General features: G+C 59.3%; 10 protein-coding genes. All 10 read right to left on the minus strand.

Annotated elements, in window-relative coordinates; genetic code table 11:
- Nucleotides 1-5 precede the first annotated feature (5 nt).
- On the minus strand, nucleotides 6-2588 hold the full coding sequence (locus tag MWR57_RS06240) for a PEP/pyruvate-binding domain-containing protein (protein ID WP_423123940.1): 2583 nt from the start codon (nucleotides 2586-2588) through the stop codon (nucleotides 6-8).
- Nucleotides 2589-5135, minus strand: coding sequence for a PEP/pyruvate-binding domain-containing protein (locus tag MWR57_RS06245; protein WP_423123941.1), 2547 nt, complete (start codon nucleotides 5133-5135; stop codon nucleotides 2589-2591). It lies immediately after the preceding gene.
- Between the two features lies 1 nt (nucleotide 5136).
- A complete protein-coding gene (locus MWR57_RS06250) occupies nucleotides 5137-6639 on the minus strand; it encodes a sensor histidine kinase (protein WP_423123942.1) in 1503 nt (500 codons plus the stop codon).
- Nucleotides 6636-7022 carry a response regulator gene (locus tag MWR57_RS06255; protein WP_423123943.1) on the minus strand — a complete coding sequence of 129 codons (387 nt, stop codon included), beginning with the start codon at nucleotides 7020-7022 and terminating at the stop codon, nucleotides 6636-6638. The genes MWR57_RS06250 and MWR57_RS06255 overlap by 4 nt, the downstream gene beginning before the upstream one ends.
- A gap of 19 nt (nucleotides 7023-7041) precedes the next feature.
- Complete coding sequence (locus MWR57_RS06260) at nucleotides 7042-9630, minus strand: PEP/pyruvate-binding domain-containing protein (RefSeq protein WP_423123944.1); 2589 nt, start codon at nucleotides 9628-9630, stop codon at nucleotides 7042-7044.
- 91 nt (nucleotides 9631-9721) lie between these two features.
- Nucleotides 9722-10516 carry a TIGR02186 family protein gene (locus MWR57_RS06265; protein ID WP_423123945.1) on the minus strand — a complete coding sequence of 265 codons (795 nt, stop codon included), beginning with the start codon at nucleotides 10514-10516 and terminating at the stop codon, nucleotides 9722-9724.
- A gap of 1 nt (nucleotide 10517) precedes the next feature.
- Nucleotides 10518-11447 (minus strand): sulfite exporter TauE/SafE family protein, encoded by a 930-nt coding sequence (locus MWR57_RS06270; RefSeq protein WP_423123946.1) that lies wholly within the window; start codon nucleotides 11445-11447, stop codon nucleotides 10518-10520.
- 12 nt (nucleotides 11448-11459) lie between these two features.
- Nucleotides 11460-12005: a hypothetical protein gene (locus MWR57_RS06275; protein WP_423123947.1), complete on the minus strand. Its 546-nt coding sequence runs from the start codon at nucleotides 12003-12005 to the stop codon at nucleotides 11460-11462.
- 243 nt (nucleotides 12006-12248) lie between these two features.
- On the minus strand, nucleotides 12249-13613 hold the full coding sequence (locus MWR57_RS06280) for a sigma-54-dependent transcriptional regulator (RefSeq protein WP_423123948.1): 1365 nt from the start codon (nucleotides 13611-13613) through the stop codon (nucleotides 12249-12251).
- A 549-nt stretch (nucleotides 13614-14162) separates the two neighbouring features.
- Nucleotides 14163-14381: a hypothetical protein gene (locus tag MWR57_RS06285; protein ID WP_423123949.1), complete on the minus strand. Its 219-nt coding sequence runs from the start codon at nucleotides 14379-14381 to the stop codon at nucleotides 14163-14165.
- Nucleotides 14382-14390 lie beyond the last annotated feature (9 nt).

Raw genomic sequence — 14390 nt, forward strand, 5'->3', positions numbered from 1 at the left:
ACAACTTATTCTTTGTCCATCAGCCCGGACAGTGCATAATTGCCTTCCATAAAAGCACGAGCCACCCTGCCGATCATCGCATCGTCGCCCATGGCCGCATCCAGCAGCCTGGTAAAGCCCAGAATCCTGCCAACCATCACCAGCTTTTCCTCGATGGCCTCCCTGGCCGCCCCCTGTAGCGAGGCGTTGACCAGATCCTCTTTGACATTCACGGAAAAGCCATAGTGCTCGAAGATCTCGCCGATGCACAGGGCGCGCCGCCGCCGCCGTGTAAGAGAGGTACCGCCGCCCTTGAAGCGGAACTTGATATGGTTGCTGCGCGGCTCCGGGGAAGCAACCGCGTCGATCATGATGAAGTGAAAATCCATGCGCGCATTCATGTTGCAGTAATCGCGGCTGACCATGGCGTAATTGGGCATGCCGATGGGCCGCTCCGACTTCTGGTCGGTAATAAAGGAGGACATCACCGAGCCCATGGGCGTCCCGCCGGGCGGCGGCCCCCAATGCAGGCCAGGGGTGGTGATCCCCTGCCACAGCGCCTGAAAGGGGTGGGAAACCACCGCTTCCGGCGGAATTCTCCGGCGTTTTGGTCCGGTCACAACCACTCCTCCGCCCATATCGATGACGCTGACAAAGAAAGGCACCGGCGAATCGATGGCATGCACCACGCCGAGGTTTTCCTCCAGCATCTCGTCTCCGGCATGGAACATGGACAACACCGCTTTTTCATGGACAAAGCGGACGATATCATGGAGCGATTTGCATTCGACAATGGAAAAGGTGGGGCCGTAGGCATCGGTGAGGTGGAGCACCGTAACCAGTTCCTGCAGCTCCCGATGCAGCGGCGGCAAGGGCACCCGCATCCTGCGGACACCGGGCGGGCCATGTTGCCACGCCTTCTCCGCGGCGCTGATCTCTTCGGGGCTGGCCTCGCACACCCTGCCCTGGTTGCCGTCCACGGTGATCCACTGCCCGTCAGGCAAGAGAGTGGAACCATCGTGCACGCCGCACACCATCGGAGTTTGCTGTTCACGGGCCACGCAGGCCAGATGATCGGCCGGGCTGCCCAACTCCACCAGCACCGCCGCCACCTGGCCCAGGAGGTTGACCGCTTCGACAAAACTCTGCTGCATGACCAGGACCACCGGTTCCTGGGGGATGTTCTCGAAATCCTTTCTCCCTTTCACCACCAGGACCCGGCCGGCAGCCCTTCCCCCCGAGGCTCTTACCCCTTGCGCCAGAACCGGGGACACTTCCCGCCGGTCGTCCGTAGCCGGAAGGCCCATGGTGGTCATGGGCCGCACCTGGAGAATGACCACCGCCCCTGTCCGGTCCACCGCCCATTCCAGGTCCAGGGGAAGACCCTCGCGCCTTTCCAGTTCCCTGCCCCACCCGGCCAGGGCCTGCAGTTCCGCCTCGCTGAGCACCGGCTGTAGGCGGGCCTCCGGCCCAAGCTCGCGCCAGGCCACGCCGCCCGCTTCCTCGCAGACCAGCAGGCGTTCCTTGCTGGCGATGGTGGAACGCTCCCAATCCACCTTGCCGTCCGCGCCGACCAGATAGAGATCCGCGGCAGCGCTGCCGGAAACCGCGGCCTCGCCCAAGCCGGGCACCGCGCTGACCAGCATCAACCCGCTTTCCGGCTCTTGGGGAGAGCGGGTCAGCAGCACGCCTGCCGCCCTGGCCTCCACCATCTCCAGGCACAGCACCGCCATGTCAAAACGCAGGGGGTCCAGCCCGGCGTTGAGCCGGTAGGCAAGGCTGCGGGCGTTGAAATTACTGGCCACCACCTCTTTGAATGCCGTGAGAAACTGCGCCTCATCGCGGACATTGAGCACCGAGCTGAATTGTCCGGCAAAGGAATGGCGGCCGCCGTCCTCGCTGATGCTGCTGCTGCGCACCGCCAACGGTTTGCCGTTTTCAAGGAATGTGCGGGCCGCCGCCGTGATTTCCTCGGCCAGGGCCGGAGGGATCGACGCCTGGGTGATCAAACCTTGCACCTTGGCGGCAATGGCACCGGAAACATGCTTTTCTTTATCCGCGCCGTGGGTGGCCAGAAGATGGACCAATTCCAGGGAGAGTCCGGTGTGTTCGAGAAAAAAGCGGCAGCCTGCCAGGGTAACCACAAAGCCGTCCGGCACGGGCAGGCCATTCTTGCGCAATTCCGCCAGGGCCGCGGCCTTATTGCCGGTTTGGCCCTTGAGGCCGCCGTGGATTTGGGCCAGCGGCAAGACGCAGGGACGATTTTCGGGTGAGGCAAGACGGGCGAGCGTATCCTGAACGCGTTTGGCGATTGCCTGATGAACGGCAAACAGCCCCCTGTAGCGGCTGCCGGCCAGGGTTTCCAGTTGGGCGACCATCTCGGCGGTTTCCTCGACGAGCCGGAGGACAAGCTTCGTAAGGCCTGCGGGGTCCCCCTGCATCCGCAAATGGATGCTGATCTCGGTGAGGCAATCCACGGCCCGGTTGTTGCCGGCAAGAAGAGAACGGAACACATGGTAGCGCGCCTTGAGCAGGTGTTGCGAATCCGTTTTCCGCTGCTGGCGAACCTCCCGCAACTTGGCGATTTTTTGGCTGAACCAGCGGCGCACCTACCCCTCCTCCCCTGCCTGCTCCTGCCTGATGCTTACGAGAAAACGCTGAAAAAACTCTTCGATGGCCGCCTCGTCGCGCATCCGCACGTCAAGCTGACGGGTGAAGGAGATCAGCTCGCCCAGCCGGACCAGCACCCGCTCCATCCTCGGGACATCAAGGTTCCTGGCCTTGGCGATCACCAGGTCGCCGGTGCGCTCCACCTTGAAATAGAGGCCGGAGAGAATGGCGCTGATCAACCGGGCCCGCCACTCGCGTTTGGCCTTCTCCGCCATCCCGCCGGCAAAACGGAAGTAGATGTAGTTGTTGTCCGGGTCCGGCGACATGTAGGCGTCCACCACGTTGAGATGATACCCCAGACGCAGGCAGAGATTACAGTAATGCTCGGCAATGATCCCCAGGTTGTCCCCGGGATAGGCCGGGCCGGTGAGCAGGGCCAGCGGCTTGCCGATCCCGGAGAGAATATCCCTGAGTCCCAGCACCACCGGCTCCCTGGCAGCCTGATCCTCCTTGAGAAACCCCTGAAGAATGGCGATCAGCGGCCGGCTGTTCAGCATCTCCATGCCGATTGCTCCACTGCTGGGCACTTCCGGCTTGAATCCCGAGCCCAGGTCGATGACCCGCAATTTAAGCGGGATCGGCAGTTGCACCGGCCGGCTCAGTTCCTCTTGGGAGCCGCTCTGCTCGGCATGAAAATGAATCAGCGCGTCAATGGCCTTTTCATGGGCAAAACGGAGGATATCGTGGAAGGTCTGGCAGTTTTCCGCCTTGAAGTCAACGGAGGTCGGATCGGCCAGGGTGATGGGGGCCACCCAACGCAGGATGCGGCGGAGAATCCGGAGCTCCTGCGAACTGCGGTAGTCATCCTGTTCAGCATCATGCAAGCGTACCAGCCCTGCGATGATCCCCTGGTAAACCTGCTTGTTTTCCACATCCACCGTAACCTCCGCCCCCTCGGCGAGAAGCTTTACCGCCTCGCCGGTTCCAAACAGGGCCGGAGTCCGGTATTCCCGGGCAATGGTGGCCAGATGTCCGGTGGGGCCGCCGATTTCGGTGATGATAGCGGCGGCCCGCCAGACAATGGGACTCAGTTGCGGGCTGGGGAAACGGGCCACGGCGATGGCCCCCACCGGAAACTGTTCCGGGTCGGTGTTCTGATCGACATGCACCACTCTTCCCGCGGCAATGCCCAGGTGGGCGACCTGCCCTTTGCCAGACATCAACGGGATGGCCGCGGCCAGCTCGGCGGCCAGCTCGCCGGGAAGCGGCGGCGGTTTGGCGGGCAAGGACAGGGGACGGCTTTGCAGGATCACCGGCTCGTCTTCCAAGGCCCACTCGATATCCTGGGGCTCGCCAAAGGTTTTTTCCAGCAACAGGGCCTGCTCGGCAAGCCTGGAAAGCTCCTTGGGCGCGAGGGTTGCCGAGCCGCGCCGCAGACCGCTGGGTAGCAGATCGAACGCTTCCCTGGCGGCTAAAAATGAATCCGGCATGACGATTTCGCTGGTCAGCGGCGTGAAAGGCCAGGTCCGGCTCATGACAAACCGGTCGGCCTGTCTGTGCCCGGACACCAGATCATGGGCCGCGCCGCGCAGGGAAGTGATGAGCAGTTGGTTCTTCTCGGGTGCTTCCGGGTCGCGGCTGTAAGTTACCCCCGCGACGCGGGAGGTGATCATCGGCTGCACCCCGGCTGCCATGGGGACTTCCCTGCTGCCGGTCGTTGACCCGAGATACTCCAGGGCCGCGACGGAAAAGCGCGATCCGATCACCCGCCGGTAGGCGTCGAGCACCGAAGTCAGATCGGGCCGCACCTCGAGCACCGAATGGAATTGCCCGGCAAAGCTGCGGGTTGCGGCATCCTCGCCCATCCCGCTTGAGCGGACTGCCAGGGGCACCGCCCCCCCAGCCCGCTTGAGCAGTTGGGCCAGCTCGTCTTGCACCGCCGCCACCAACTGTTCCGGAAAGCGGGCCTGCCGCAGCGATCCCGCGATGCGTTCGCTGTGCTTGCGGCTGCTGCCCGGCGCAGCGCGGATGGCGTCGATCCGGGCAAAAAGGTCGTTTGCCTCCATGAATTCGCGGTAGGCGGCAACGGTGATGGCAAAACCATCCGGGGTCCTAAGATGCAGCCGGTTGCGAATCTCGCTCAAGGTGGCGTTTTTGCTCCCCACCAGCTCCTCGAAATCGCTGTTGAGCAGATCATAGGTCAAGGTCCGATGAGAGTCATACGGACCGGCATATTCCAGGGCCAGGCCGGAAAGTTTGCCGGCGATCTCTTCGTAGCAGTCGTACAGGACAAGGTAGCGGTTGCTGGTCAGGCTGCCCAGGCAGGAGACCACTTCCCGCACCAGCTCGTTCAACCCGGCCACCGCCTCGCTTAAAAATTTCCGGTCAAAGACATATTCTCCGGCCAGGGCCCCTTCCATGCGGCCGATCTTTTCCAACACCGCGTTGTTCAGGGTAAGCAACCGGCGAAAAAGCCGGAAGGAGGCGGCGAACGAGGAATGATCTGCCTTTGCCGCGCTGGAGAAAGGATTAGAGGGAAAAGCCATCTCAGAGGTCCTTGGACAGGCGGGGAAAGATGAGCGTGAAGGTCGTGCCCCTGCCCGGCTCGCTTTTCACCTCGATGTCGCCGCCATGGTCCTTGACGATGGCGTAGCTCAAGGAGAGGCCTAGCCCGGTCCCCTCGTTCTTGGTGGTAAAAAACGGGTCGAAGATACGGGTCAAGGCCTCGGGGGCGATGCCCGCCCCGGTGTCGCTGACCACGACGCGCGCCTCTTGCCCCTGGGCGCTCACGGCAAGATCAAGACGGCCGTCGGGCTGCATGGCCTGGACCGCGTTGAGCATCAGGTTGACCAGTACCTGCTGCAAATGATTGGGGGTGCCGCTGATCAGCACCGGCTCATCGGGATGGTGGAAATTGTGGACGATTCCACCCAGGCGGAATTGATTCTTCACCAGGGCAATGGAGCTTTCCATCAGCGCCACGAGATCAACCGGCACCATGATATTGGACTTGCGGGTCCGGGAAAACTCAAGCAGATGATGCACCACCTCCCGGGCCCGGTCGGACTGGACCAGAATGTCGCGCACCATGTCCATCCGTTCGCTGCAGGCCAGGTTGGGAAGATCCTCCAGCAGCACCTCGGCGGTGAGGGAGATATTGTTCAACGGATTGTTGATCTCATGGGCGATGCCGGCGGTGACCTTGCCGATGGCCGCCAATTTTTCCGACTGCACCAACTGATTTTGCTTGGCATTCAGGGCCTGGAGCATGAGATTCAGGGAATTGACCAGCTCGATCCCTTCCACCGAACACTGGATGTCACTGTTCATCGGAATGGAGCTCATCTCCCCCTGCTTGATCCTGGACGAGGCCTCGCGGATGGCGGTAAGAGGCCGCATGATCCAGCGCATCATATAGAGAATCAGCACGGAGCCAAGCCCCACGGCCAGGGCGAGAATGAGCACCGCGGTTTTCTGATAGCCCGCGACCTCGCGCTCCACCCGGATCCGCGCCTTGGTATCCATCTCGAAGATACTCTTGGTGATGTTCTGGCCGTGTTTGCGCAGGGCATTCTCCAGGGATTGTTTGTTCCGGGGAGACAATTCGTCCCGCAGGAGTTGCCGGGAAATGGTTTCGTACCGGCCAAGCTCCTCGTCGTAGAGCAATTCCAGCTCGCTTTTGTTTTCAAGAAGAACCGCCTTCACCGCGACGATGGACGCCCTGACCTGATCCACATAATCCAGGGCGTTCAGCAAATCCTTCCGGTCATTGAACAGGAAATAATTTTTTTCATGCCGCCGGATCTCGAGCACTTTCTGGTTCAGCTCATAAAACGACTCGATGATCCGGATCTTATCCTCCATGCGCCACAGGGCAAAGCTGGCGGTGGCCGTGGCGATGATGCCAAGGCCCGCGACAATGGAGATCATGACCAGGAGTTTCCCCCGGATGGAACGGATTCCGGGGAAGAGGAACCGGCAAGGGGACGGGGCCGGAGCACCTTCCGCCTGATCGGTTGGGTCTTGGGAGGCAGGGAGAGTGGGACTCATGCTTTCAGTCCGTCGGTTTCCATGGCGCGGTAAATAACCTGCTTCAGCTCATCCAGCCGGAAAGGCTTGGCCAGGAAGGCAAATACCCCTTCCCGGTCCGCCAGTTCCGCCGTATCCGGCGAGGCATAGCCGGTGATGATGATCACCCGGGTTTCAGGATTCATGGCCCGGACCCTTTTGAGCACCTCGATGCCGTCAATCCCTTCCATCTTCAGATCGGTCACCACGATGTCAAATGGTTTTTCCGCCATGGCCGCGAGGGCCGCCACCGAATCGGTATAGGTCTCAATGGCGAAACCTATCTTGCCGAACACCTGCTTGAGCCGCTTGCCGACAATGGGTTCGTCGTCCACCACCAGCAGCCGCATGTTCGTCTCACTCATTGCTTCTCCCTCCCTGCTATTATTTACCGGCGACAATACCGTAATCACCCATGAGAAACGCCTCGGCATACCTGGCAACGGCCTGGTCGTCGGTCATCTGCACGTCCAACTGCCTGGTGAAACCGATCAACCGGCCAAGAATATCGAGGGTGCGCTCCATTTCCGGTTGCGCCAGATTGCCGGTGCGGGCAATCACCAGGTCCCCCTTGGTTTTCACGCTGAAATCAAAGGCCTCAAGGATGGTGGCGATGAGGGTCGCCCGCCGCGAACGCTTGGCAATGTCCGTGGCCCCGCCAAGAAACCGGAAATAGATATGATTGTCGCGCTCCACATCGTGGCAAAAGGCGTCGATGATATTGAAATGATACCCAAAACGGAAGCAGAGGTTCACATAGGTTTCGCTGATGATGGCGATGTTGTGCCCGGTGTACTGCCCGGAAAGAGTGTCCTGCGGAGTGGTCATCATGCTGTGCATCATGTCCTGAAAGCTCACCTGCATGGCCTCTTGGTGCCAGGCCCCCGGGAAAAGCATGCCCTGGAGAATGGCCCGGAAGGGAATCGAGCGGACGGCGGAAAAGGGAATCTGATCCCGCGGGGCGTCCGGGGCAATGCCGCCGCCGATGTCGATGGCAAGAATCCCGGCCTGAATGGGCAGATCCAACCGCCTTGCCAAGCCGCCGGGCAGGCAGCGGTCATCCCGCCCCAGCTCCACCAGATGCAGTACCGCGGTTTCATGGATGAAACGCAGCACATCGTGGAAGGTTTTGCAGCCTTCGGGACTGAATTCCTGCATCAGCGGGTCAACCAGATTCAGCCGGGAAACCTCCCGGAGAATCCGGCGCAACATGCGAAACTCAGGGGCCATGTGCAGGTCCATGGTGGTGGTCGCCTGGTAGGTAAGCAGTTCCACCGCCCTGCCCCGGTAGATCCGGCGATCCTCGGCGTCCACGGTGATTTCCTCGCCATTCGCCACCTTGTCCATGATATCGGAAACCCCGACCAGGCAGGGAACCCGCAACTCCCGGCAGAGGGTGGCCATGTGGCTTGTCGGGCTGCCCACCTGGGTGACAATGGCCGAGGCCCGGTGCATGACCTGGACGAATTGGGAGGAATCGCGGTGGCTGATGAGCACCGCGCCCTCGGGGAACTCCTTGAGATCGGCCAGGGTCTCCACCCAAAAGGCCGGACCGGCGCCGATGCCCTGCTGGGCCACCCGTCCGGAATCCGCCGCGATAAGCTCATAGCCTTCGAGTTTTTCGGAAAGCAGATGCTTCTCCCTTGCGCTCTCCGTGATCAACAGAGGCCTGGATTGCAAAATGTAGAGAACGCCATCCTGCCCCAAGGTCCATTCGATGTCCTGGGGCCTTTTGAAAAAGGTTTCCAGATGGATGGCAGCGGCGGCAAGCTCCAGAAGAATCGGCTCGTCAAGACAAGGGGCCTCGACTTGCCCCTCCGGCACCTCTTGCATGGCAAGCCCGCCGTCCATGCCCCCCGTCGCCAGCAAGGCCTCGTGTTTTGCGGCGATTATCTGTTCAACAATCCGCGGCGCCTCCTCCTTGCTGAGTCTGAAAAAATCCGTGGGCACCTGCCCTTCGACCACCGCCTGCCCCTGTCCCAGAGCGCCCACCACCACCATTTTCTGCGAGCCGGGTTCCATGGGATCAACGGAATAGATGATGCCGCTGGCGCGGGCAGGAATCATGCGCTGGCAGCAGGCGGCAATGGACATGGGTCCGCCTTCGGGGAAGACCTGCCGCCGGTAACGGATGGCCTTGGCGCCAAAAAGACTGGCCGCGACCTGGAGATAGGCGCGATACACCGGCTCTGCTTGGGGTGGGACCTGTAACTCGGAATGAAACTGCCCGGCAAAGGAAAAATCCATATCCTCTTCCTGGGCGCTGCTGCGAACCGCGAGAAAAAGCGGGGGACCGCCCAGATCCGCGAGACGCTTCAGAAACCCGGCCAAGGCATCAAGAAATCCTGAAGGCGGCTCGGCGCTAAGCACCTTTTTTTGCAAAGCCTGACGCAGCAGGTCAAGTTGGTCTTCATTGATGTCGGACTCTGCCAACGCCTGTTCAAAAAGATCAAATTCGGGGCGGATTCCGTTCAGATCAAGCAAATCGTGGAACAGGCGGCTGGTAATAACAAACCCTTCCGGGACGCGAACCTTGGGGTTGTTGAGCAACTCGGAAAGATGCGCGGCCTTGCCGCCCACCAGGGGCCAATGCCTGGTCTCGACCTCCGCAAGCCAAAGCAGGGGCGGGCCTTCCCTATCGTCGCGCTTGGTGAGAATGGCCCGGACCCTTGCCTCCATGGAGGCAAAAACCTCGTGGAGCGTTGCGCACTGGTCTTGGGTCAGGATGTTGATCGCGCCAATGGCTCGACGCATGGCCGCGATCATCTCCTCGACCGTGGCTTCCACATAGCGGAGATCGAAGAGATACTCGCCGCTCAGTTTCTCCCCCATGTCGGCGATGATCTCAAGGGCCTGGTTGTTCGCCTTGAGCACCTCGCGAAACTGGGAAAAGACCAGGGGCAGAGGCCGGCAGGCCTTTGGCGTGAGCCAGCGTTGGAAGGGAAATCCTTTCAGGAGATCACGGAGGGCCATGCGTTGCGCTCCTGAAAAAATCGGCGTGGAGAGTAGATAAGGTTCTCTTTTTCTACCCCACGCCGACTAAAAAAAAAACTAAAAAATAAAATCAGTGGCTACCGCCACCCTTCTTGAAGATCGCGCCCACACCCAAGCCGGCGAGCAGAGCGACAATAACAGCCATGATGCCATACAATCCAGCCTGATCAACGGCCATTTTTGACAGGGCCGCAACCATCCCTGTGCTCTTGACTTCAATATTGGCCGAAGCCCGCTCCACTACCTTGCCGTTCCTGACGGCAACCACATTCACCGTATATATTCCCGGAGGCGCCTGATACGGCCAGGCAACGTCCACCGTATAGGTGTTGCCATTTTCCCCATGCTGGCGGACAATGGCCCCCTCCCGCATGTCGTAGACATTCTCCTCCTTCTTGAATTTGAGGTACTCGTCGAACCATTTTCCGTCCGCGGGATTCCCCTTGCTGTCTTCAATCCGGATATGTCCGCGCAGGGCTTCAAAACCGAGCAGATTCTGGTTGAGTTCCGCTGCGTCCAGAATACGGCTGAGATCGGCGGTGCTGCTTAACAGATACACGCGCGGTGCATCCTTGAATTCAAGGGACCCCTTTTTCATCCAGACCAGCCCGCCTACCTTTTCATAGTTTCTCAAGGCAGTATCAACAGGTTCGCTGGTGATGGTGACGATCAGGTCGTCGGTGCTCGCGCTCTGGCCGGTGATTGCCAATTGCGCTCCATGATAGGTGAAGGTTATGGGAATATTGTCCGGAGTGACCGAGCAGGTAAGCGCTTGGGCCGCGGGAACAGACACGGTGGCAAGGCCGAACAGCACCAGAGCCATGGCCATGAAAAATCGAGTGGAATTCATGATGGCACGTTTCATTTTAGTGGCCTCCCGCATAGGAAAGAAGAATGGAAGGCTCCATCACCAGCTCGAGAACAATCTTAACGGTGACGGCAAGTACGATGATGGAAAGGAGAATTTTCAACTGATCGCCATGGAGCTTACGACCCAGAACGGTGCCGATCTGAGCGCCGAACACGGAACCCACCAGAAGAATAATGGCCAGGATGAAATCAACCGTGTGATTGGAGTAGGCCTGGAGATAGGTAACCTCAATGCAGGTAAAAAGAATCTGGAACAAGCTGGTTCCAACCACTACATGCATGGGCATCCGCAGCATGTAGATCATTACCGGCACCATGAGAAAGCCGCCGCCGACTCCCATGATTGCGGCAAGCACGCCGACAAAGGTGCCAAGAAAAAGCGGGACCAGGGCCGAATGGGTGACCCCTGATTTTTCAAAATAGGTCTGCATGGGCAGGGCCGCGAAGAAGCCGCCCTTCTTTTCCTTCGGGGCAGCCGCCGGAGCAGATGTGGCTGAAGCCTTCTTGGTTTTCCGCATGGCATTGAGGCTTTCAACGAACATAAAACTGCCGACTCCACCCAACATAACCACATAGGTCATCTTGATGAGAAAATCCGCGCCGCCAGTGGCGCGCAGTAATTTGATAACCTGTACCCCGCCCGCTCCGCCGGCAAACCCGCCGATCAAAAGATAGAGGCCCATCTTGAAATCGACGTTGCCGAGGCGCCAGTGGGAAATGGTTCCGGAAGCGGAAGCCGCCACGATCTGGTTGGCGTCCGTTGCCGCCGCAATTGTCGGCGGGATGCCGACCATCATCAGGAGCGGGGTCATGAGAAACCCTCCGCCCACACCAAAGAGGCCGGATAACAACCCGACCGCCAGTCCCAGGCCCATTACCACCAGATAATTTACGCTGGTGAGGGCTATTGGCAAATACATGTACATCTTCTTCCTCCCTTACTCATTCTTGTTGTGTTGCAATACTGTTGAAAAAATGTCGGCCCTTTCACCATCCGCCAGGGAAGATCCCCCCGGCATCACAGCCCGGGACCGGCCGTTGATTTCGAAAATAACGCACTCAAGGGTAGATGCGTCCCATGGAGTCATGATAACAGACCACAGGACCGGCAGATACCAGTTTTTCTCTGTCTGAAGCTGCTTGCGAAGCAGGTTGACCCAAGCGCTCTTACGCTTCAAGCCTTTCCGGTCAGTAACCCCGAGAACAAGGCAGAATATCCGGTGCGCGCAGAGAAAGCGGATCAGGGGCTCCCCTGTCAACCTTTCCAGGATGTGCGTATGAATCCTTACCCCTGCCTGGTCGCCAAGCGTTGAGAGCAAAGAAACAGCTTGTTTCTGAGTCTCGCTGGCCTCTTCACCCTTTCGCTCCGCCTTGTACGCGGTGTGCAGAATTCCCGTGGTCCGCCGGGCAAGCTCAACGGCATGGACAACGGCGGATGGATCGGCGACGGCGCCAGTCAGGAGGAGTGCGATACCAGCTTCCATGGATGCTCCTCGGATGCCTGTGCAGGCAATCGTTACGGCACCGCAAGCTAGCATGAATCATGCCACAGTAGTCATCATCTTGTTTCTGTGTGTTTTTTCAAGAAATTGGGGGGGAAAGAGCAAAGAAAACTGTTCACATCTGAAACGGCAAACAAGTAACTCCTTGTTTTGAAATGATTTTTAATAGGTGCAACAGATGTTTCAAAGGGAAACAGTACTGCGGAAAGGAAACGCAAAAACCGGCTATTTCCCGGAAAACAGATTGAGCGCCTTGAGACGTCGCCATAAGGTGGTGCGAGAGATGCCGAGCAGGCGGGCGGTTTCGGTCTGGTTGAAGCCGGTGCGGCGGTAGACCTCGGTGATGTGTTCCTGCTCCAAAACCTTCAGGTGGTGAGTGTTTTTTTCCGGAACCGAGGGTTTGGTTTCGGCGAAAAAGATATCCGGCGGGAGATCCCTGGCCGTGAGCACCGATTCCCGGGAAAGAGCCACCGCCCGCTCCACGATATTCTGCAGCTCCCTGACGTTGCCGGGGAAGGTATACGACGAGAGCGCCCCCAAAAAATCGGCGCCGATTTCCGGCACGGGCTTGCCGAACTGCTCGGCGATAAAAGAGACGAAATGCTCCACAAGCAACGGGATATCCTCCTGGCGCTTGCGCAGGGGGGGGATATTGATCATCACCACCTTGAGACGGTAAAACAGATCCTGGCGGAACTCTCCGGCGGCGATCATCTTCTCAATATCCCGGTTGGTTGCGGCAATGAGCCGCACATTGATGCTGACCGGGGCGATGCCCCCCACCCGCAACAGCGTTCGTTCCTGGATAACCCGCAGCAGCTTGATCTGCATGGGGATTGGCATCTCGCCAACCTCATCGAGAAAAACCGTTCCGCCGTTGGCCGCCTCCAGCAATCCTAGCTTGGTGCTCACCGCGCCGGTAAAAGCCCCTTTTTCATGACCAAAGAGCTCGTTGGCCACCAGCTCTTCGCTGAAGGCCCCGCAGTTGAAGGGGATAAAGGGCTGCCGGCCTCGTCCGCTGGCGCTGTGGAGCGCCCTGGCCACCAGCTCCTTGCCGGTGCCCGACTCCCCCTGAATGAGCACGTTACAGTTAAGCGGCGCGATCTGACGGATGGTCTTGAATATCTCCTGCATGGCCGGGGAACAGCCGATGATCCCGGCAAAGCGGTCGCCACTTCCCGGCTCAGGCTCGAGACCTCCGCCCGCGCCGGCATCCTGCAGGGCGTCACGCACGGCATTGCGCAGCTCCTCAAGCCGGAAAGGCTTGGCGAGATAGTGATAGGCTCCGGCCTTCATGGCCCGGACCGCGTGGTCGACCGAGGCATAGCCGGTCATCAGGATAACCTTGGTCGCCGGGGCCAAAGCTATGACCCGCTGGAGAATGTCAAGGCCGTCGGCATCGTTGAGGCGAACGTCCGTGACCAAAACCTCCGCGGGTATTTCCGAAAACCGCTCCATGGCCTCGGAAGCGGAGACAAAGCCTTCGACCTCATAGCCATCCTTGCCCAAGGCCTGCACCAGCCGGCGGACCGTGACTATTTCATCGTCAAGGATATAGATGCGGATTTTTTGCGGAACGTTTTCTGTCATGAGCCAGGTTTTTCCAAGAAAGTAGCGGAGGCGGACTTACGCATCTCAAACAACAGAGGCTTGGCCAGACTAGCACGCTCTCCGTCACCTTGCAAAGCGAATTTTACGGAAAGAGAATGGCGCACTGCTTTCACTGAGACAGAAAAAAACACCTTGGTTTTCTTGAAGACCTGGCGTATTTTTATGGCTTCCTCTCCCTGCCAACACCCCTGAAACATATGCGCCGAGCATGCCCATGCCCCCAAACAACCAAGCAGACACCACCGCCCCCGCAACAGAATGTCCACAGCTTCGCCTTGCCTGCCTCTTCTGCGGGGGCGAGTCGATTCTTACCGGACGCTGACACAACGCCACAGTGCTCTGCACGGTGTGCGGAATGGAATCTTCGGCGGCACTCCACCGGGAACAGATCGAACAGTGGCAGGAGAACGTCTGCCGCTGCCTGACGCAGGGAGGAACCCTCTAGATTTGGGCAAACAGGAGGCTGGGCTTACAGAATTTTTTTGAGACTCAACCGAAAACGGGGAGGGAAGGCAACGACGGGGGCGGTCAGATTTTGTAGCGCTGATAGATTTCTATGCGTACCGGACAGTCACAGGTGTACAGGCTGCCATATTTCCGCTGGTAGGGGCAATCCTTCTCCCCCTGGCCAACAAAATAAAAACTATCGCCGTCAATGGGAAAAGCCGGCCGGCAATAGTTATGCGCATCCCGGCAGGCATGCGCTTTTTTGCACAGAGAGGCGAGGGGCTTCTTCTTTTCGTCCATTCAACTTTT

The sequence above is a fragment of the Hydrosulfovibrio ferrireducens genome, from assembly GCF_046883345.1.
Lineage (GTDB): Bacteria > Desulfobacterota > Desulfobulbia > Desulfobulbales > Desulfurivibrionaceae > Thiovibrio > Thiovibrio ferrireducens.